14 protein-coding genes are annotated in these 22,953 nt (G+C 43.7%); 5 read left to right on the top strand and 9 right to left on the bottom strand.

Annotated features, from left to right (window positions below):
• Window positions 1-143: 143 nt before the first annotated feature.
• From AB9N12_RS07595 to AB9N12_RS07555, 9 genes are all read right to left on the bottom strand, one after another.
• Window positions 144-1,220 (bottom strand): redoxin domain-containing protein, encoded by a 1,077-nt coding sequence (locus AB9N12_RS07595; protein ID WP_369891089.1) that lies wholly within the window; start codon window positions 1,218-1,220, stop codon window positions 144-146.
• A gap of 44 nt (window positions 1,221-1,264) precedes the next feature.
• Entirely contained in the window at window positions 1,265-2,737 is a 1,473-nt protein-coding gene (locus AB9N12_RS07590) for a DUF255 domain-containing protein (protein ID WP_369891087.1), read from the bottom strand.
• A gap of 9 nt (window positions 2,738-2,746) precedes the next feature.
• Window positions 2,747-3,898, bottom strand: coding sequence for an FISUMP domain-containing protein (locus tag AB9N12_RS07585; RefSeq protein WP_369891085.1), 1,152 nt, complete (start codon window positions 3,896-3,898; stop codon window positions 2,747-2,749).
• A 13-nt stretch (window positions 3,899-3,911) separates the two neighbouring features.
• A complete protein-coding gene (locus tag AB9N12_RS07580) occupies window positions 3,912-4,982 on the bottom strand; it encodes a hypothetical protein (protein WP_369891083.1) in 1,071 nt (356 codons plus the stop codon).
• Window positions 4,983-5,005: 23 nt separating this feature from the next.
• Complete coding sequence (locus tag AB9N12_RS07575) at window positions 5,006-6,604, bottom strand: RagB/SusD family nutrient uptake outer membrane protein (protein WP_369891081.1); 1,599 nt, start codon at window positions 6,602-6,604, stop codon at window positions 5,006-5,008.
• Window positions 6,605-6,617: 13 nt separating this feature from the next.
• Complete coding sequence (locus AB9N12_RS07570; RefSeq protein WP_369891079.1) at window positions 6,618-10,202, bottom strand: SusC/RagA family TonB-linked outer membrane protein; 3,585 nt, start codon at window positions 10,200-10,202, stop codon at window positions 6,618-6,620.
• Window positions 10,203-10,210: 8 nt separating this feature from the next.
• On the bottom strand, window positions 10,211-11,344 hold the full coding sequence (locus AB9N12_RS07565) for a FecR family protein (protein WP_369891077.1): 1,134 nt from the start codon (window positions 11,342-11,344) through the stop codon (window positions 10,211-10,213).
• A 64-nt stretch (window positions 11,345-11,408) separates the two neighbouring features.
• Window positions 11,409-11,972 carry a sigma-70 family RNA polymerase sigma factor gene (locus AB9N12_RS07560; RefSeq protein WP_369892835.1) on the bottom strand — a complete coding sequence of 188 codons (564 nt, stop codon included), beginning with the start codon at window positions 11,970-11,972 and terminating at the stop codon, window positions 11,409-11,411.
• Window positions 11,973-12,016: 44 nt separating this feature from the next.
• The gene (locus AB9N12_RS07555) at window positions 12,017-12,430 is read right to left on the bottom strand and encodes a PH domain-containing protein (protein WP_369891075.1); all 414 of its coding nucleotides are present in this window, start codon (window positions 12,428-12,430) and stop codon (window positions 12,017-12,019) included.
• A gap of 106 nt (window positions 12,431-12,536) precedes the next feature.
• Here AB9N12_RS07555 and nadB point away from each other — a divergent pair, with 106 nt between their 5' ends.
• The 5 genes from nadB (at window position 12,537) to AB9N12_RS07530 (ending at window position 22,938) form a co-directional block, all read left to right on the top strand.
• Window positions 12,537-14,111: an L-aspartate oxidase gene (gene nadB, locus AB9N12_RS07550; RefSeq protein WP_369891073.1), complete on the top strand. Its 1,575-nt coding sequence runs from the start codon at window positions 12,537-12,539 to the stop codon at window positions 14,109-14,111.
• A 334-nt stretch (window positions 14,112-14,445) separates the two neighbouring features.
• The gene (locus AB9N12_RS07545) at window positions 14,446-15,876 is read left to right on the top strand and encodes a S8 family serine peptidase (RefSeq protein ID WP_369891072.1); all 1,431 of its coding nucleotides are present in this window, start codon (window positions 14,446-14,448) and stop codon (window positions 15,874-15,876) included.
• Window positions 15,873-18,176 carry a prolyl oligopeptidase family serine peptidase gene (locus AB9N12_RS07540; RefSeq protein ID WP_369891070.1) on the top strand — a complete coding sequence of 768 codons (2,304 nt, stop codon included), beginning with the start codon at window positions 15,873-15,875 and terminating at the stop codon, window positions 18,174-18,176. Before AB9N12_RS07545 ends, AB9N12_RS07540 begins: the two co-directional genes overlap by 4 nt.
• Window positions 18,177-18,194: 18 nt before the next feature.
• Window positions 18,195-21,518 (top strand): SusC/RagA family TonB-linked outer membrane protein, encoded by a 3,324-nt coding sequence (locus tag AB9N12_RS07535; RefSeq protein ID WP_369891068.1) that lies wholly within the window; start codon window positions 18,195-18,197, stop codon window positions 21,516-21,518.
• A 13-nt stretch (window positions 21,519-21,531) separates the two neighbouring features.
• Window positions 21,532-22,938 carry a RagB/SusD family nutrient uptake outer membrane protein gene (locus tag AB9N12_RS07530; RefSeq protein WP_369891066.1) on the top strand — a complete coding sequence of 469 codons (1,407 nt, stop codon included), beginning with the start codon at window positions 21,532-21,534 and terminating at the stop codon, window positions 22,936-22,938.
• The last annotated feature ends 15 nt before the right edge of the window (window positions 22,939-22,953 follow it).

Genomic DNA, 22,953 nt, shown 5'->3' with positions numbered 1-22,953 from the left:
GAAAGTAAATATTCGCAATAGAAAACAAAAAAGAAGGTGCATCGTTCATTACGACACACCTTCAATCATGCAATTTTAATGACTCTGTTCCTGGTTAACAGGCGATAACAAGTCTATAAAGATTTATTCACTATCAAATGAAATTACTTCAAATACTGACCTAACGTCTCTTCTATTCCTTTCCCGCGCAATTTGTTTGCCACAATGGTTCCATCCGGATCAATCAACATGATAAACGGGATACTTTTAACACCATAAAGCAAGGCAGCCACGCTTTCAATTCCTTTCAGATCGGACATTTGCGGCCATGGGAGCCCCAGAGAAGCTACCGATTTCGTCCATGCTTCCTTATTGTTGTCTAAAGAAATCCCTACAATCTCCAGTCCCTTGTCCTTGAATTTTTCGTAGGTAGCTTTGATGACAGGCATCTCTGCACGGCATGGTCCGCACCAGGAAGCCCAAAAATCAACCAACACATACTTTCCTTTGCCCGCATAGTCAGACAACGAAACCTCTTTACCCTCCATATCCTGTGCGGTAAAGTCCGTAAATTTCTTACCTACCGCCGTCTTTGACTTCGCCTCTCTCTCCATCACAAGCTGTTGGAAGATACGGTTAGCCTTGAGCGCCGGAGAAGCGGTAGTGAAAATCCGCTCTACCTCCTCTTCTGTGAAAGAAGGCATATAATGTCTCACCAATGGAGCAGGAAGCACGTTGTCCAAGTTGTCCAGAATAAATGCCCTGGACACCACTTCCGCTTTCTTGTAAACAGCATTCATCTCCTCCTGCAACTTCCCACGTTGAATGGAATCACCGGCAGACAGATTCCGCGCTTCTTTTTGAATCTCATACATCCGTTTATTCAGCGGTGCTATTTTCTCCTGATAAGCATTCCATTTGTCATTCAGCGGCGTACCGCTCAACCGTCCGCTGGCCAATGAAACATTGATGTCACCCTTTTCCAGAATCACATGTACGCCTCCTCCCCCTTGGGCAGACAGATAGGCAAACATAGGCATATCCACATTTCCCTCAAAACGAAAACTTCCGTTCCGGACAACGGTACTGTCTGTGGGAAAATCACTGATATCCGGCTTTATCAAATACACTTTCTTACCCTCTATCAGATTCTCGGTGCTACCGTTGATAACAAATGCCGACTGAGCGGAAATATTCCAGAAACTTCCTGCCATACAGGCTAATAATAATAATCTTCTCATAAATAATAATATTAATAGATATTGTCTTTATTCGTCACTCAACATCATGGCTCTGCTATCGTCCGGGCAACCTTCAAAAAATCCCACGGAGAGAGCCCGCCTACAACTTTCTTCAACACATTTCCATCGGCATCCAAGAAAAGCAATGTAGGATAAGCGCTGACTTCATATTTCTTCGCCAGCGTCGGTCCTTCTCCTTTCTCCATATCAAACTTGGCACAGACATAATGGTCATTAAAATAATCACCCACATCCTGCCGGCTGAACACATTGACGGACATCATCCGACACGGTCCGCACCATACGGTATAGCAGTCTATAAAAACCAGTTTTTTCTCTTTCCGCGCTTTATCCAGCAACGCTTGATATTCCAACATGTCGAACTTGATACCCGTTTCACCGCCTGCTATCTGCTTCGCCAGCCCGAGCAAATGCTTTCCCATCGGTGATTCTTTCTCACGTTCCGCCGCTTTGTTCAGATAGGCAATCAGCTCCTTACGGTCGGCATCGTTTATATCCGGTAATTTCAGTGACATCTCGATGTTACTTCTGTATATATACAGATACTTCCCATATTGCTCCATATACTGCAGCAGGTCATGATACTTCTTCTCTCCCCTCAACAAGGAGATGCGGTGTGCAACGCGAGTCACGCAGGTGTCAGGAAGGTCGGCCTGTTCCACTTCCCGGCTGATTTCCGCCATCTTCTCTCCGTCATAAGCAATATCACCGGTAGTATACCCCAGTATTTTCGGATAGATTTTATATTCCAGCATGCTGTTTACCTTCGCTTCCCCCACACTCTTCACAAACAAAGCCTTGTTTGCCAGCATATAGGGATAGAGCGCATTGTCTTTTTTCTTGATGGCATGGAATACAAAAAGCCAGTTTTCCGGTTTGGTATAATCCTTCGGCTTCATCTCAGCCGTATATTTCTCCGCCAGCGGAGCGAATAAAGAGTCGTTGGCAGCATCGAGTGCGCGCAGGTAGTTGTAGAAATCCTTCCGCGAGTATTTACCGCTTTCGTATTTCTTCCGCGTTCCCGCCAGCGAGGTTTTGGGAGTTAACGACAAGTCTATATACTCCTTAAATTCGGGAAGCATGTGACTGCCGGCAATGCGTTGTACCACATTCCCCTCGCTATCCAGAATCAAATAGCAAGCATACTTATACACACCGTATTTCTCAGCAAACTTTTTCCCTTCCGCGCTCGGCATGTCGATAATCAGGTTGACAAAGGTGCGATTCATATAATCGCAAAACTCCTGATTGCTGAATACCTCGACATTCATGACATGACAAGGAACGGCCCAATCGGCAAAACAATTGAAGAATACCAATTTATTCTGTTCCTTGGCAAGCCGCAATGCCTCGTCCATCGAACGGACATAATTCATTTTGACATCTGCCTTGAAACGATCTCCGTAAGTTTCGCTCAACGTTTGTGCACGGCCGCAAAGCACCGTACACAAAATCGTAAATACTGTTATGATTCCTCTAAGATTTTTTTTTCTCATATCTTTCCATTAATTAATATCTTTCACGCAACGCACACTATACGTCATCTCCCTGTTGCCATTATCCAACCGGGTTACTCCACGCCATATCTGCGATGAATAGACCGTAACGAAGCGATACACACCTTCCCTGATAAGACCATCGTCTTTATTCTCGTCACTGTCATCGGTGTCGTTTCCTGCTTCGTTCTCTTTGTTATCCTCATCAGTCGGAAGCACATGCCCGTTCGTTTCAGTCACCGTCTCCTCGTTCGTCCAGAAATATCCTCCCTCTTTCAGGTTAATGTAATTCTGTCCACTGGCTGCATTGACATCATAAGCGTTACATCCGGCAAGTTTTGCCTCAAACATGCTGATACCGCCCTCTTTCAAGTAATCACCGGCATTGATGCCACGCCATGCATTAGTACGTTCCACTTCGGATTCCGACATGCCCAAAGCACGTTCCAGCTTCTTCCAGTCTTCATCGGAAGGCAGACGCCACCCGTCGGGAACTGCTTTTCGGGCAGCATCCAAGGAATATAAGTAACCGTACTTTTGGGAGTAGTTGCCGTTCTCTTCATCGGCATTAGTAGATTGCTCTTTAGCGTATGTAAAAGTCATTTTTTGTGTCTTTTCTTCCATCTTTGCTTTTAAAACAGCCATCCAATCACTTCTAAAATTTGGGTAAGTAGTTACCCATTGACTATATTCTTCCAAGAAGCTTTCTATTATCTGCTGCACAGGCATTCCCCACGACTCATATTGAGCAAATGCTTCGCCCATGTGCTGAGTTATATAAGTACCAGCAAACCAGTCATAATTCAATATACCTGCACTATATGGCTCCGTGTTATCCGCAAAATCAATCATCGCCTCTTTCTGTTCCTCATCATCCAAAGGAATACCACCCTCCGGTGCAACATACGGCTCCTCATCCCATGTAAAGCATCCCACAGTAGATCCCCCTTCGACATAATACGCCAAGTTTTCCGCCATCCATATCTGGTTTCCCACTTTGATGCATTTGTAGACGTGTCCATCCCTCGGGTCGGTGAAATCCTCTGCTTTTGCAAAGAGAGAAGAATCGATAGCATCTACCGCCACATCGTCATCATTGCTACAACCGGGAAAAGAGATCGCAGCCACAAATGATAATATCAGATAATATATCTTTTTCATATTCTTTCTTGTTTTATTGTTTATTCAATTCCACTTTCAACGTATTAATGATGTATTCCGCCAGCATAGTATATTTTTTCATGACCAAAGGGCTTCCACCATAACGTTCTTTGAATTTGCTTTCACCTAAATCAAGCATCGTAGTAACAAAAAATTCCAAGTCGTCTGCCTGCTTAGGACTCTTCATATGAGACATCGGTATTCCTCCTGCATCGGATTCTCCGCTAATAAATCCGAACTCTCCGATTTTCTTGATGATTCCCACACGTGTTTCTTCAAACTTTTCAAGTGTCCAGCCATTACCCGGATACAAAATAGAATATGGATTTGGACTGCATGACTTTGTAAAAGCGTCCTCATTAAATATAGAATTCGGTCCAAAATTTGCCCCTTCCGGTTCTGCCGCATATGGCAAATCATACCCTAAATCCTCCTTCCAGTACTTACCATAATATCCCTCTTTATCCGAGATAGAGTAGAAACGGGCAGTCAGGTCACTGTTTTGTTTCACTCTCGACAACACCGTCTCACTGATAATAGATAAGCACATTTCGTTTATTTCCTCATCGCTGGATTCCAATAGTTTCGACTCCTCCGCATTGATCGCCAAGACACGGAAGGTGGAATGCCGTTCCGGAGTAGTTATTTTGTCATCCACATATTGTCTTATCTGCTTAGGCAAAAAGATGCAGAAAGGACGCATGGAAGGACTTGCCTGTTTCAGGTAACTATCTGCAAATCTGAGTGCTTTCTCCTTTTCTTCATCCTCTTCCAGATAATCAAATTTATACGTTACAGTTTTCCCGTTATGACTGGTAAAGTCCCAGTTAAGATCCAATGTTTCATATCGGTAAACCGGGTTGCCCAAACGGTCGGTCCCTATGTAATTAGCCTGTATGGTATCTTTAAAAAACACGCATACTCCATAGTCCCTATACAACTCATAACAACGATGCTGTATCGGATCGTTGGGGTCATCCTGAATTTCGTATGGAGTGGAAAAATCGATCTCGTTCTCCAACGATTCTTCGCTACAGGACAACAATAAACTTATCAAGCTTATACAGTATACTAATTTTTTCATAATCTGCTTCTAAATATTATTGATTATTCTTTATCATCTTTCTCGTTTTCATCTTCTCTTCCATCCGAAATGATAGATGTGAAAGCAGGCAATCTCTTTACACGAGGATTATTGTTCTTTATTTCATCAAAATCTACGACGGATCGAGGTATCGGGAATGTATAAGCATCATCGCGTTCCTCCAGCACATAGCCTCTTGTCAGTCTGTATACCCCTTTATCTGTAATCGTATTCAGAATATGCAGGATCTTCTTGGTAAACGGATAGGTAGGATTGACGGCATAACGACGAAGGTCGAACCACCGTTGTCCTTCAAAACACAGCTCTCTGCGGCGTTCATCGCGGATTTGCTTCATCAGTTCTTCACCGGTATAAGTCTCGTCACTGTAATCGGAAATACGGTTTTTACGCAATGCATTGAAAGCGTTGCATGCCTCTCCCTCCTTATTCTGCATGGCACACGCTTCCGCCTTGTTCAGATAGGCTTCGGATACCCGCAACGTATATACATCGGACACGTGCGCACGATAGCTGTCTTCCCGGTGATATTTTCTGTGCAGTCCCAAGCTATCTGCCAACAGCCCATTGATTTGGCGGTGATGCTCGAAAAAGGCTTCTTTCCGCTTGTCGTTCTCCTCATAAAGGGAGTAAAGCTCGTTCGTCACACAATAATCCCCCACCATACCGGTGAATATGCTGGCACCGGAAATGAAGTTGGAGCCTTGAGAGAAAATGACATCCGAATTGTTTTCAGTCAGGAAGTCCGCATCGTCAGCCAACATATCGATGGTAGCCAGACTGTTGTTCGGACTGTCAATCACAGCCTGCGCTTTCTCTTCAGCTTTCGCCCATTGCTGCATATAAAGGTAAACACGGCTCTGTAACAAGTTTACCGCCTCCAAAGAAGCACGATATCCGCGCCGTGCTTCCAACTGGGGACTTTGCGACAAATACTGTTCCGCCATTTCCAAATCGGCAACAATCTGGTCATACACCTCCTTCACCGTAGACCTCTCGAATTTCTCGGTCTGTACATAGGGAGTCAGCTTAAGCGGTACACACAAATCCGTGGCACAGCTTTGGGGGTCATACGCCTTACCGTAAAGATTAGCCAGCATAAAATAGAACTGAGCGCGCAGGAACAGGGCTTCTCCCTGTACTCTGTAGAACGTGGCGTCATCCTCGTCCGTCTCGTGCGGCATATCCTGAATCTCATCCAGGATAACATTGGTCACATTGATACGGGTATAAAAATCTTTCCATGACCCATCATCACCCGCTACCTTACCGCTTTCATAATCCTTTCCAACCTCCAACTGCCAGGCATAATATCCAAAAAGTCCGCTAACATAAGGTTGCCATACTTTCCAAAGATCACCGGATGTCTGGTTGCTTCTGCCGGTATTCACATCATCGTCCAATAAATTCAAGAAACCGAAATAGGAGGAAGACGGTCCGTCTAGTTTGATACTGGGCAGATAAACACTTCCCAACAATACTTCGTCCAAGTGCGATACTTCCGTCGCAGTTATTTTATCTTGAGAATACTCTTCCAGAAAGTCGCTGCAGGAAGTCAGTAACAACGCTGCAAGTAAAACCGGAAATATAGATAATCTTTTCATCGTTTTCATCTAATTAAAATGTTATGTCTATACCAAATGTTATAGCCGGGCGTGCGGACAGGTTGATAGAAGTGGAACTTGCCTGTGTAGGATCTTGTCCGTCCAGCTTGCCGGATGCGATTGTAAATACATTGCTTGCAGTCAGACTGAGTTGAAGCATCTTCACACATGTCTTTTCCAGAATTCGATTAGGGAAGGAATATCGGAAAGACATCGTACTCAGCTTCAAATAATCCCCCGGAACCACCCGCAAGTCGGAGTCGTCATACATATCCCAGATACTTTCCGCAAACGCAGGAATCTTTCCCGACACCTGTGTTTTGGACCAATGGCTGGTGTTGTTATAATACAACGGGTCTGACGGGCTGAGCAGTGCCGGAATATTAGTCACCTGTTCATCCCCCGGACGTTGCCATCTGTTCAGGAACTCCTTGCGGACATTCTTGTCGGCAGAAACACCGTTGACAACCGGCTTGTACAAATCAAACAGACGCATCTTGGAACCGATACGGTAGTTGAAATTCAGGTTCATCGTCAATTGTTTCCAAGTCAGTGACGCAGTCATACTTCCGGTGACCTTCGGTTCGCGGTTACCGCTCTCTACCATGACCATCGGAACGATTTCCGACAAAGATTTGCCTTCCAGCAAATTCTGACGGTCTCTGTAATCATCAAACATCGGCGTACCGTTGTCCGGATTCAAGCCCAGGAATTTGTAGGAATAGAATGTATTGACAGCTTTGCCATCGATAATTGCGGTACCATTGAGGTAATCACTCAACGTATAAGTCTGGTCGGCAATACTTGACACGTTGTTGGAACTCCACGAAGACATCACGCTGAGGTAGAGTCTCCAATCCTTGGTCTGCAACGGAACTCCCATGATGGTGATAGAACCTCCTTTATTATCGACGGAACTACCGTTCATCCGATGGCTTGTGAAACCGTTGACAGAAGATACCGGCAGGTCGATACAAGCATCTTTTGTATGCTTCCACCAGATATCACCGCTGATGTTCAACCGTCCTTGCCATATAGAGAGATCCATACCCAGATTGGTGCTCGATGTCTGTTCCCAACGCAGGTTCGGATTGGGAAGCTGGGATACGGTGGAAATATATTCACCGTAGAATGCATCCATCGTTCCTTGACGCAGTTGCAGGTTGGGAGTCGCATTCGGTATATTTCCCGTCTTACCATACGACATACGGATGTTCCATCTGTCGATTACCTTATTCGGAGTAGTAAACAGCGACTTCAATACGTTCCATCTACCGGATAACGACCACACCGGAAGGAACTTCTTGTTACTGCTCTTTCCAAACTCATTGGAGGCATCGAAACGCATACTGGCTCCCAAAGTGAAATAATCATCATAATCGTAGCCCACCGTGGCATATCCACTGAGTGTATTCGATTTACCGGCAGTCAGCGCCACGCAGTTTTCTGCCACCCATTGTTTATAAAGCGGAAAATCATCCAGCTCTTCGGAAGTAAGCTGTGCATATTTCATTCCCCTGTTCTTGTAATATCCACGCGTTTTTTCCACGTTACTGTTATTCCGGGAAGTATTGACTTCATATCCCAGAGTAGCGGAAAGATTGTGTATCTTATTTTTTCCAAGACTTTGGTTATAGTTGGCCTGCATACGTCCGATGAAACTCTCCGTGTATGTATTGTCCAGGTTATACACACCTCCATACGGCAACTCGCAATAGCCTGCTTCACCGGCAATCGGTTTGGCATCCGCTTCACCGTTCTTCAACATAGCCACATAGTTGGTATTCTCACCAAACCAGGTACTCTGCTGCGTAGAGCTACGTGTATAGGCGGCAGAAGCAGTCACGGTAAGGATGTTCTTCAAATTGTATGAGAAATCACCCATGGTCATGAATGTGTTACCGGAATAATCGCTGGAGGTGTTGTTCATCTCATTCAAGATGTTGTAATTATACAAATTATTCGCCTTATTACTATTTCCGATACCGTATCCCCGATTCTTGTAATAATATAGTGAACCGTCCGGATTGTAAGCAGGCAACGCACGCGTAGTCTGATAGGCATAATCCAATACCCCTACTTCGTTGGGCAAGTGGTTTTTCTTCTGGATGTTTCCGTTGACCGAGATTTTTGCCTGGAAGTTAGAAGTGATATCACTTGTCAGGCTCATGTTGGCTGTATAACGGTCCAGATACTGGGTTCTGATCGTTCCATTCTCCCGCGTGTAACCGACAGATGTGTAATAGCGGGTTTTCTCCGAACCTCCGGATACACTTACGGTATGTGCATGCGTGATGGCATCTTGCGTCAACAGATCAAACCAGTCGGTGTTCACTGTCTCGTAATTTCTCACTTCATTCAAGAATTCCGCATACGATGTCTGTCCGCTTTGGTAACGGTAGTAAGCGCCTTCATATCCTACCATCGGCATCGTATCGGAAAATTTGTAGTGCAGGTCGCACAAATCCCTTCCGAACTGCACACGCGCCTGCGAGTTCATCAGATTAACGTTGCGGTTGGAATAACGAGGGCGCAAAGTCAGCTTGGTCTGATTGGAGTAGCGGACACTGGGCGGTCCTACCTGTCCTTTTTTGGTAGTTACCACAATCACTCCGTTCGCTGCGCGCGTACCGTAGAGTGCCGTAGCTGCGGCATCCTTCAACACGTCTATACGTTCGATATCCTGCGGGTTAATACCCTGAATCGCATTACCGATATAGTTGATATAGTCAGGGTCGTTCAATTGGTCCGTACTCACATCGACCGGGTCGGTCAGTACGAATCCATCCAGTACCCACAACGGCTCACGGTTACCGATCAGCGTAGAAGTACCCCGGACACGCAGACGTGCGGTCGCACCCACCTCACCGGAATTCTGCATAAACATCAAGTCTGGAATGCGGCCTTCCAATGCCTGATCGATAGTCGTCATGTTAGGCATCAGGATATCCTCCATCTTTACCGATGTCGTGGCGACGGTACTTTTCCGCCGGTCAATCCGCTGATAACCGGTGATAACCACCTCATCGATCGCCTTCGCATCATTCTCCAACAGGATATTCAATTTCTTTCCGTTCCATGTCACTTCCTGTTTCTTCATCCCGACAAATGAAATGACCAGCTTCACCTCCTTCTTTCCATTGGAAGCCAAAGAGAAAAGTCCGTCATTGTTTGTCGTGGTCCCGTTGGCGGTTCCTTTCTCCATGATAGAAACCCCGATCAACGGAATTCCGTCGGCATCCAGCACCTTTCCTGTAATATCCCTCTCTGCCTTCTTCCGCTTAATGATGATATTCCGTTCCCCTTCAATTTCAAAAGTCAGATTACTTCCCGCAAGAGCGTGAGTCAACACGCGCGAGATAGGCGCATTCACAAAATTGTAATCCTTCTCCGGTAACGTGCTAATGACACTGTTACTGTACATAAATCCCACATTCGCTTGCTTCTTTATCTCCTGAAACACTTCTCGGATGGAAGCATTCTGCAAGCGGACAGTTACAGGCTTGTTGGTTTGTGCCTCTATATGCAGACAACAACACATCAAAATCAACAAGCACAGATACAATCTGTTCTTTCCGTTTTTCGTTTTCGATTTCATAAGTACTCTCATTCTTGATTTAGATTCCTTTCGGATATTAATACAACTTTATTTCTCTTAATTCGAATTTGTAGTTCGTCCGTTTTTTCCAAAGCATCCGCCAACTTATTGAATGTTTCGTATTTGTCCACATCCATCGTTATATGTAAGTTACGGACCCGATCGGTGCTGAAGGCAACCTCCACATCATACCAGCGAGCGAGCTTTCTCATAATATTTTCCATCGGCTGATTATCGAAGACAAGGCGATTGCGGTGCCACGCCACACATTCGAGCATATTCGCCTTCGACATCTCAATCGCTTTATCCTCCTCAATCAAGGCTGTACACCCCACCGGAAGAGCGCGCGTCTCTGTGGCTGATTGAAGTTCCACTTTTCCCTCTTCCAACGTGACTTTGGTATATTTCTCCTCATCATAAGCCTCTATATTCAGTTTCGTACCCAGTGCCCGTACATTCACTTTCTCCGTCCGAATGATGAACGGATGCAAGGAATCTTTATGGATGATGAAATAAGCCTCTCCCGAGAGGTTTACCGTTCGGTTGATTGCGGAAAAATCTACGGGAATCGACAAGGAAGATCCCGGCCCCAAATGTATCAGCGAACTATCCTCCAACAACACCCGATATTCGCCACCTTGTGGAACGGCTATGGTCCGGTGCAAATCCGGAGATAACTGAACGGGGTTCTTTTCCGAGAGTTGACTAATGTAACGTGAATAATTCAAGACTTTTCCTTCCCCCTCCGTCAACGGATAGGTAACAGCCGGGAAAACATCGTGAAAGGTGGCTTTAGAAGTCCCCGGAACAATCGTGACTTCCCAATTTTGGGAAAAGAAATAAACGCTTGCCACAAAGCCGATCACAACAGCAGCTGCCATCCACCTCGACAAAGCATGTGATTGACGATACCCGATCTGATGATACAATTTCTGCCAGGATGTTTTGTAGAACGCCTTACTATCGGTAGTTATGGCGGATGTCAGAAACTCTTCAGAGAGGACCCGATCGGCCAGTGCCTTGTTGCGTGGAGACCTACGTATCCACTCCTGCAACAGCTTTTCTTCCCGATCGTCAATAGTTCCCGCTATTTTTTTCAGGAGCCATTTCTTAGCCTTTTCTATATGAATGTCACTAGCCATAAATAGTTAATCTTTAATAAAAGACAACTAAATATAACGCTGGTGTAATGAACAAATTATTTTTTTAACGAAAAATAAGAATTGCAAACAAGATATCCTTGATCCGTTTTTTCATGTAATGATTCGCGTTATTAATGTGTTTCTTGACGGTATTGATAGAGATCGAAAGCTCCTCCGAGATTTCTTTCTGTGATTTTCCACTCAGACTGGCTACATATACGCTGCGGCAGGAAGCAGGCAATTCATCAAACACTTGGTTGACACATTGATAAATCTCAGACTCAATGATCTTGTAGGTTATCTCCTGATCCGATTCCTCTTCCTGATTTAAAACATCTTCCTCATATTCTTTCATAATATTCTTGTGCTTGATATAATTAAGAATAGCCCGGTAAAGGGAACGAAAAAGATATTTCTTGAATGCCTGTTCATTCACGTACGTCTCCTTTCTCTCCCATATTTTCAACCAGATATCCTGAATCAGGTCGGAAATGACCTCTTCATCCGGCAAATATTGGATACCAAAATATTTCAACCGACAACAGTTCAGACGGTATTGCTGCTGAAATACATTTATATCGGATAAGTCTATCCAATCATTTTTCTCTTCATCCATCAGGCACTTCATCACTCCTAAAATTTCCTTTTTTTCTATTTACAGAGCAAAAATACCTATTTTATTAGATTTATGGTACATTTGGACATTTTTTCTATCATTTCGACAAACTCCCGTTCCTTAACAAGTGTCACAGAAACGAACCGACCTTTCCCATATTCTATCAATAGATAATCCGTCACCGAGAAACGCCCTAACCGCATGGAATGACATTTCTGTATAGCGGTGATCTCTGAAATCGGAATTACTTTCTTGCGAATAAAACGGCCACGGGATATTTCGAGATTACCGTCCGTAGTCAGCGTATAAACGGTATGTATAATCTGTTCGATTACAACAATCAGCATAAGCATGAACAGTACTGCTACTAAGATATATTTACACCACAATGCACCAACGGCATTCAGAGTAAGCACCACCAACAGGAAATACTGGTACCAGGCAACGCGAGCATGGAAAATTCGATTCATTTAGTCAGATTTTTGCTTGCAAGGTAGCAATTTTATGAATTAATGACAACGAAAAGTACAACGAAGTAACTTATTTTGTAGATTTGCGGTGAGAAATAACAAGATTATGGTAAGAAAATTCGATTTCCTCGTTATCGGTTCCGGAATTGCCGGTATGAGTTTTGCGCTGAAAGTAGCGCACAAAGGTAAAGTTGCTCTTATCTGTAAAAGTGGGCTGGAAGAAGCCAATACATACTTCGCCCAAGGAGGTGTAGCCTCCGTCACCAACCTTCTGGTGGATAATTTCGACAAACACATTGAAGACACAATGATTGCCGGTGACTGGATCAGCAACCGCGCCGCAGTAGAAAAGGTAGTACGCGAAGCTCCCGCACAAATTAAAGAACTGATTAAATGGGGAGTGGACTTTGACAAAAACGAGAAAGGCGAATTTGACTTGCACCGCGAAGGAGGACACTCGGAGTTCCGTATTCTTCACCATAAAGATAACACGGGAGCCGAAATTCAGGATAGCCTGATTAAAGCGGTACAGCAGCATCCGAATATCACGGTCATCGAAAACAAATTTGCCATTGAAATCCTGACACAGCATCATCTGGGTATAACTGTTACGCGTCAGACACCGGATATTAAATGCTACGGTGCTTATATCCTCGATCCCCAAACGGGAAAAGTGGATACGTATCTTGCCAAAGTGACGTTGATGGCTACCGGTGGAGTAGGAGCCGTTTATAAAACGACCACTAACCCGTTAGTCGCTACCGGAGACGGTATCGCCATGGTTTATCGTGCCAAAGGTACGGTGAAGGATATGGAGTTTGTACAGTTCCATCCTACCGCCTTGTATCATCCGGGGGACCGTCCTTCTTTCCTGATAACGGAAGCGATGCGCGGTTACGGAGGTGTATTACGCACACTGGATGGCAAAGAATTCATGCAGAAATACGATCCCCGTCTTTCACTCGCTCCTCGTGACATTGTAGCGCGTGCCATTGACAATGAAATGAAGAACCGTGGGGATGATCATGTATACCTGGACGTCACGCATAAAGATCCTGAAGAGACAAAGAAACATTTCCCCAATATCTACGAGAAATGCCAGAGTCTGGGTATCGACATCACAAAAGATTATATCCCCGTAGCTCCGGCCGCCCACTATCTCTGCGGAGGTATCCTTGTCGACTTGAACGGACAATCTTCCATCGAACGTCTTTATGCCGTGGGAGAATGTTCCTGCACCGGATTACATGGTGGTAACCGCCTGGCTTCCAACTCACTGATTGAAGCAGTGGTATATGCAGATGCTGCCGCCAAACACAGTCTACAAGTTATCGATCAATATTCTTATAATGAAGATATCCCCGAATGGAACGATGAAGGAACCCGTTCTCCGGAAGAAATGGTGCTCATTACACAGAGCATGAAGGAAGTGAACCAGATTATGAGTACGTATGTGGGTATTGTCCGCAGCGATCTCCGTCTGAAACGTGCCTGGGACAGACTCGATATTATTTATGAAGAGACCGAAAGTCTGTTCAAACGCAGCGTAGCATCCAAAGAAATCTGCGAATTGCGCAATATGGTGAATGTGGGTTATCTGATTATGCGTCAGGCAATGGAACGCAAAGAAAGCCGCGGATTGCATTATACGATTGATTATCCGCATGCCAAAAAACAATGAAGTGATATTGCTTCACATCAAAATATATAAGTAAAATCTGCTGAAGGGGTCCAAACTCCTCTTTTATCGAAATTACCCTTGTTACAACTATCCGTAGCAAGGGTAATTTTTATCAAATCGGTGCGTAATTTGTTGCTTTTTTCAGATAATATTGTATTTTTGCACTATAATGTCATTAGACATATCAAGAACAAAACATAACGATATGAAAAATTCTAAATTACTACTTTTTCTGTTTTTCTTTCTAGGGATATCCACAAATTACCTCAAAGGACAAACAATCACATATCCAAGTTGGTATAAAATGTATAATGACACAATGCAGGGCGTAAATATGGAAGCAGCTTTACATTTCCTGCAAGTCAAAAAATTAAAGCCACGGCAGCAAATCATCGTAGGCATTATTGATTCAGGCATAGACACTACATCCATTGATTTAGTTCCCGCTCTTTGGCGTAATTCAAAAGAAAAAAACGACGGAAAAGACAATGATAAAAACGGATATGTGGATGATGTGCACGGATGGAACTTCCTCGGAATCCAAGACGGTTCATTCAGCATGATTAGTGCCGGAACGGAAGAATACCGTGAATTCAAACGCTTATATCCCATATATAAAAATGTAAAACTGGAAACGATACAGGATACTGCTGAATACGCCTACTATGAAAGGATGAAAAAGAAAGCTGGTATCATGAGCTACATCAAATTTGTTAACTACACAGCCATAAAAGACAAAGCTTACCAACTGGTAGATTCAGTACTGGCAACCATCCCCGGAATGAATATAGACACATTAACCATCGATAGGTTAATTCATCTTCCCATCGAAAACGAAATATGGAACAATGCTTGCCAAACATTGTCTGTTGACCTCCTCAAAAAAGGAAAGCAGACACTGTGGAAAGATGTATATCAAGAACACCGTAATACATTTGCTTTGATGCTCAAACGATTGGACGGAATTGAACACGATGCCGATAAACGACTACTGATGGGAGATAACCTGAAAGATTCTTCAGACCGTTTTTACGGAAATCCACTACTACAAGCCGAAGGATGTGAACATGGAACTTTTGTAGCCGGAGTAATTGCCGGTCAAGGAATAAACGACAATACCATAACAGGTGTTTGGCCTCAAGCCCGATTAATGATTATCCGTGCTGTACCTGATGGTGACGAATACGACAAAGACATTTCCAGCGCTATCCGCTATGCCGCAGACAACGGAGCCAAAGTTGTTAATATGAGTTTAGGCAAATATACCTCACCCGATGCCACAATGGTAAACGATGCCATTGCTTACGCTCTTAAAAAAGACGTGCTCATTATTCAGGCTGCAGGCAACAACAAACGAAACATTGACTATACTGCGTATTTTCCTTCAGCAAAAGATTCAAAAGGAAAAACATTTGGCAATTATTTAAGGATAGGCTCCTCAAATAAAAAAGGACAACCGAGCGAATTCTCCAACTATGGAATCAAAGAGGTAGACGTTTATGCCCCGGGCGAAGAAATCACCTCAGTGACTGTAGGCAATCAATATATGGTGTCACAAGGAACTAGTATAGCTACTCCCGTAGTAAGCGGTGTAGCAGCTATGTTGCGAGCATACTTTCCAAAGTTGACAGCGGCACAAATAAAAGAGATATTGATAAAAAGCGTACGCCCCGTCAGCGAATTAAAAGACCGTTGCACAAGCGGAGGAATCATAGATGCATTACAAGCAGCCAAATTAGCAACCGAATATAATAAAAAGAGATGAAAAAAAACAGCATCGCATGTTTTATAGGCTTGTTGTCATGTTTATACATACAAGCACAAGGAACCTCTGCACCATTTTACAACGTAGTAGAGAAAGCTGATTGGACACGAGCCGAGAAATTTTCCGCAGACTCACTAGATTTATATGTGAAAGGTAAAAGACCTTATCCTACTTGGGTCGAAGGCAGTTATTACTTCTACTATAATGTAAAAGAAGATAATGGTATTCTTTACTATCTGGTCAATTCCAAAAATGGAAAGAAGCGGGCTATGATAAAAGATAATGAACAATTTGTTCGTCAATACGCTAAAATTATCGGTGATACGCTCGATGCCTCAAACATACAGCTGTATGGCTTTCGTTTCAAGAAAAATGACTTCAACCGTTTTTACCTTGACAAAAAAGGTAAGTCCATCATGTATGACATGCAAACCGGAATGCTGACGCAAGTTAAACCGGAAAATAAAAAGCAGGAATGTCCTATCATCAAACAAGTATACCATAGTACCGACTCGCTTTTCACAATGCTGGGATGCGGATATGACCTATATATACGGAACAACCGTACAGGAAACGTGCGGCGTCTTACAACAGACGGAAAAGAGAACGCCTCCTACACCTATCGTTGTACGAAAGACACAATAGAAGACAACAGTAGAGGTTTTTGGCTGGGGCATCGCTACATCTACCTGATGCAGGATATGAGTGAAGTAAAAGAAATCAGTCTGATCAACTCCCTTACACACCAGCGTCCGACAACAAAAACATTTAAAATGCCCATGCCCGGTGACGCCGGAGTACGTCAATACCGCCTTTATTGGTATGATGCCGACCATGAACAAGGAAAGATGCTACCCATCGACAAGTATCCCGATCAGGTCGTGGCTTTGGACCACTTCCGCTCTCCTGAATCTCTCTTCCTGACCCGTCGGAGCCGCAAGGCTGACAAAATCGACTTTTGCCGTATCAACCTGATTGATGGTACGGTTACCGAACTCATCTCTGAAGAATGTACCCCACATATCAACCTGACATTGTCCGACTATCGTATTGTGGAAAAAGGAAAATATTTCATTTGGTGGTCGGAACGTACAGGAAAAGGCAACTATTACCTTTACGACAGCAACGGACAATTACTTAATCGCATCACACAAGGTGATAACCTCATAGCAGGTAACATCGTTCATGTAGATACTTTACAAAGGAATATCATATTTGCCGGATATGGCCAGGAACCTGGGATTAATCCTTATTACACCTTTTATTATAAGGCTAGCCTCGATGGAAAGCGACAAATGCTACTCACTCCGGGAAACGGCAACCATGAACTGACTCTTTCCGATGACCGGCGATATGCCATCGACCAGTATTCACGTATGGATTTGGCACCTGTAATGAATGTACTGTCTATTGACCGCCCTAACCGGCGGTTTGAAGTAGCCCGCATGGACGACAGCAAATTAAGAAGAGCAGGATGGCAGCCCCCCGTATTACTAAAATTGAAAGCTGCAGATGGAAAAACCGATCTCTATGGTTTAATGTACCTTCCATCCCAACTGGACAAAACAAAAAAATACCCTATTATCAGTAATGTATATCCAGGTCCACAAGACGACCAAGTCCCACAGTCATTCACACTTGACGACAATGGCAACCAGTCGCTGGCCGAACTCGGCTTTATAGTTATTAACGTAGCCCCCCGGGGCAGTTCTCCCTTACGCGGACACGACTTCTACAATTTCGGTTATGGTAACCTCCGCGATTATCCTCTAGCGGATGATAAAAATGTCATCAACCAATTAGCACATGAATATCCGTTCATAGACCTTGACCGTGTAGGTATTTACGGACATTCCGGAGGAGCATTTCAGGCAGTAGCCGCTATCCTCACCTATCCCGATTTTTATAAAGTGGCGATAGCAGCTTCAGGTAACCATGACAATAATATCTACATCCAATGGTGGGGAGAAACGTTCCACGGATTAACAGAGAAAACCGATCCTAAAACGGGGAAAACTGTATTCTCCACAAAAATACCTACTAATATGGAATTGGCAGGTAATCTGAAAGGACGGCTGATGCTCATTACGGGTGATGTAGACAAGAACGTACCACCTTCGTCTACTTACCGTCTGGCAGATGCCCTGATAAAAGCCAACAAACGTTTCGATATGTTCATCCTACCAGGCAAAGACCATGGAGTAATGTGTCCTTATTACCAGAATCTCATCCGCTATTATTTTGTAGAAAATCTGATTCAACCGATAAAGCGACATATTGATATCATCAATCATAATTAATCCTAACTCAAAAAGCTTATGAAGTATCAGAAAACATTCAAAACATTCATGTCGTTTTGTCTCTGCTTCTACTGCATGGCTACCACCCTGCTCGCCCAAAAGCCCCAAGGCAATGCGACGATTCTGGTAGAAGTGACCATTGTAGACACAGACAAAAATCCGCTTCCCGGTGCAACAGTGAAAGTAACTGGCAAAGCACAGGGAGTGGTAGCTAACGAACAAGGCGAGGTCTCACTATGGGTAGACCGGAACACACAGATTGAATTTAAGTATGTGGGCATGAAGCCATTATTTATGCGGATAAATAAGCCACTGACAGGCTACATTATCCTGGAAGAGGAGACTTCTGAACTGGATCAAGTCGTAGTTACAGGATATCAACGTACAACTAAACGCCGCACTACCGGTTCTCTTGCAACATTGACAGCCAAAGACTTGAAGGGAGCTCCGACAGCCAATCTGGATATGTTAATGCAAGGCAAAGTGGCCGGAGTGGACATAAAAGCAATTTCCGGACGTCCGGGAGAATCGGCAAAAATACGTATTCGTGGAACGAATACGATCACAGGCAACGCAGAACCTCTATGGGTAGTAGACGGTGTACCTTTGCAACGAGATATACCCAATATTGAAACCAACCGTATCAAAGCTGGAGACTTTAATGATATTTTCTCTACCGGTATTGCGGGGATTAACCCAAGTGATATAGAATCAATAACTATACTAAAAGATGCTTCAGCAGCAGCCATTTACGGCTCGCGTGCTGCAGGTGGTGTCATCGTAGTAACAACCAAACGAGGACAGGAAGGAAAAATGCGCGTCAATTATTCTACGAATGTTTCAGTAGTTGCCAGCCCTCCACACCATGCCAATCTAATGAATTCCAAAGAGAAGCTGGCATGGGAACAGGAATTATGGGATGAGTTCTCTGCAGCAGGATATACCTCAGGCGGTCACTATCCGGTGATTGGAGCTGTGGGCATGATTCGATCCGGTTATGGAAAATATGCCGGCATGAGCACTACCGAACAAAATGCAGAAATAGAACGCCTGGGTGCACACAGCACGGATTGGTTCAAGGAGTTATTTCAAAACTCCATTTCACAAAGCCATAATCTGTCACTTTCCGGAGGTACAAACAAAAACTCCTACTATGTTTCGATGGGATATTCAAAAAATAACGGATTAGTGAAAAAGACGGATTATGACCGCTACAATGTCAGTGCCAAGCTCGATATGAAACCTAACCGGCGAGTAAAGGTAGGTTTTACCGCCGACATGAGTATGCAACACTCCAACTCACCATCACTAAGCGTAGATCCATTTAAATATGCTTATTTTGCCAATCCTTACGAACAGATATACCATGAAGACGGATCCTATGCAGCAGACGGCACTTATTATGCCATGCGACATGCCAATGGCAGTTATGACACCCGATTGCCGGAGGATGGCTATAACATCTTTCGGGAAATCAATGAAACATCTAATAAAACTAAAAATCTGTCCGCTTCACTGATAGCTACCATGAGCATCAATATTCTCGAAAATCTTTCTTTTGAGGGACTGGCGTCTTATGGTTACGTGACAAATATATCGGACAATATCAATGGCAAGAATACCTATGCCGCATGGATAGACCGTCCCTTTGACTCCAGTAATGATGCTTCTACACGCACTTACGGGTCTATTACCCAAACTTCAGCTTACAATACAAACTATAATCTACGTGGGCAACTGCATTACTTCAATACTTTTGCCAAAGACCATTATATCAGTGCCCTACTAGGATCGGAAATACGTGGTCAATATGCAAAAAGTATCTATGAAAAACGCTATGGATATGATCCGATATCCGGCAATTCATCCATGCCTGTCTATCCGGAAGGTTCGAATCTGGAATATAGCAAACTCGTTTTCTATGCTTCCATTATGGACCAACTTTCTGGACAAAGCATTATAGAAGATGCCTTTGCTTCTTTCTATTTCTCACTCGACTACGTCTTTAAACAACGGTATATCCTTAGTCTGACTGGCCGGACCGATGGCTCAAATAACTTTGGCAGTAACGAACAGTTCAATCCTACCGGTTCTATCGGTCTTTCGTGGAATGTGGACCAGGAAACATTCATGCAGCCATTGAAACCCATTATCAGCAGTCTTTCCATCCGCTCGGCATTCGGCTACACAGGAAACATTAACAAAAGTGTCTACCCGCAATTAGTAATGGACTATTCCACTTTCTTCCGCAAAGCAGATAACGACAATTACCGTAGGGGATATATAAAGAATGCTCCCAACCCGACTCTGCGCTGGGAAAAGACCCGGGATATGAAAGTATCAGTGGATATCGGATTCTTTAATGACCGCTTACGCTTACAAGGTGAACTTTACGATCGTCGTACCCGCGATGCGGTAACCAGTGTTCCCGTACCCTACACTACCGGATTTCCATACCAAAGCTACAATACTTCCGAACTGTTGAATCAGGGAGCTGAACTGACTGTAAGTGCACAAGTCCTGAAAATAAAGGACTGGAGTGCATCAATAAGTGCTAATCTGGCTTACAATCGCAATAAACTACTCAAATATAAAGCATCCAATCCTAATATGTTCGAAAGCACGAACGTGGGTTATCCTCTTGGAGCCATTTTTAGCGGAAAGGTACAAAGAATAAATAAAAAATTGGGTATCTATAGCTATGAAGTGCGTCCCGACTCCAAAATGGAAACCGCTGCCGACCGTAGTAAAGCGGAAAACTACGCTTACTATTTGGGTACTAGCAATGCTCCTGTCAATGGAGGGTATTCGTTCACTTTATCCTACCAAAAACTCACACTAAGTTTAGGGGGATCCTACTCACTTGGCGGCAAGATCAAGAACAATATTATCTGTCCGGTAAGCTATAGCACTTTAGACAAAAGCACCAACGAGAAAATCCCGACACAGGAAAATGATCTCTATGTCAATTTCCTAAATGCAACAAAGGATGTCGTAAATCGCTGGACGCCTCGTAACCCCATTACCAATGCTCATCCTCGCATCATTGATGCATACGGTGAATATCTGGGATTAAACGATTATATGGTGACCAGCAGTAATATTACAGACGCTTCCATGTTGGAGAATGTATCCTATTTCAAACTCAACTCACTAATGCTAAGCTATAACTTTGACGGAATGAGATGGTTACAGAAAGCTCACATCACTTCTTTGGGAGTATCACTCGGCATGACTAACCTGTTTACGATAACTAATTATTCCGGCATTGATCCTGAAACACCGGGTGCTGTTTACCCCACACCCCGTACGTTCTCAATCGGATTATCTGTCGGATTTTAAAAAGAAGAAATATATGAAGAGAATAAGAATAACTTTATTATCTGTATTGACAACATTGTTGTGTGTGTCATGCAGCAATTATCTGGATATCAAACCTTACGGACGCACTATTCCGAAAACAGCAGAAGAGTTTTCCGCTCTGCTCCACGAACAATTAAATAACATTGATGCAGGAACGGACTCTTACATAATAGGCAACGCATCGCAGTGGCTTACATGGGATGCACAATGCGGTGATGACTTCGAAACCTGTCTTACCACCACCGGTGGCCGCTCTTTAGGGGTTTATGTTGGAACAATTATATCAAATTCCAGTCAGAACTATTACAATAATCTATACCAGTCAATACGTAACTGCAATATAGTACTCAACGAAATGGAAGAAAGTAACACAACTGAAGCCAATACTATACGCGCCACCGCGCATGGTATGCGTGGTGTATGCTACTACCAGTTACTCAGATTATTTTGTACAGTACCTCAAACTGGTAATCTCAACAACCAACAGGGAATACCACTTGTCATGACGTTTGACATGGAAGAACGCCCCACACGCAGCACTATGCAAGAAGCAATTGACCTGATAGAAGATGATTTCAGAAAAGCCATATCTTATCATTCTTCTAAGAGCATCTATCGTTTCACGGAAGATGTAATCAAAGGCTATCAAGCCCGCCTCTATTTTTGGACCAAACAATGGGACAAGGCATTGCCGATAGTTCAAGAGTTACTTAACAAATATCCGCTATTAAAAGGAGCCGCATACGAAAAAATGATGACCACTGCCTATGACTTGGCGGGCAATCAATTAATCAAATCCTACAGGGCTGCTGATACTAGTGGAGAGAATGCATTGTCTAGTGCCAACACTCTTTTGCAATATCGTCCTGTAAGTCAACGTTTTTTAAGTCTGTTTACGGAAGAAGAGAAAACGACTGATATACGATACAGGTTGTGGGTGAATAACAAACGCATGGCCAAAAAGACATTCTTTTGCGGTATGCGTTCTGCTGAATTCAAACTGATAGAAGCCGAATGTTATTATCACCTAGGAAAGCAGGACAAAGCATTGCAATCAATCAATGAATTAAGAGCTCATCGCATTGATAACTATAGTAACCTGACAGAAAGCAATCTACCTGCTTTATCCGAGAAAGAAAGAATCACCACAGATACCAACGGAAATGCCCTAACTCCATTGATGGGATTAATCTTGAACGAACGCCGTAAGGAACTATTCTTAGAAGGAGACCGCTTTTTTGAACTAAAACGTAACGGTTCACCTGAATTCTGGACTGCTTACAACGGACAAAAATATACAACACAAAAATTCATGTATACATTCCCTATCCCTGCACACGATATATTATTAGTGGACGGATTGGAACAAAACGAAGGGTATACGGAAATAAGTTATTAATATAAAACGGAGAGA

Origin of the sequence: Bacteroides sp. AN502(2024), assembly GCF_041227145.1 — a bacterium.
GTDB lineage: Bacteria > Bacteroidota > Bacteroidia > Bacteroidales > Bacteroidaceae > Bacteroides.
Note: the sequence above shows the minus strand (reverse complement) of the source record. Positions and strands in the feature narration are given on the sequence as shown.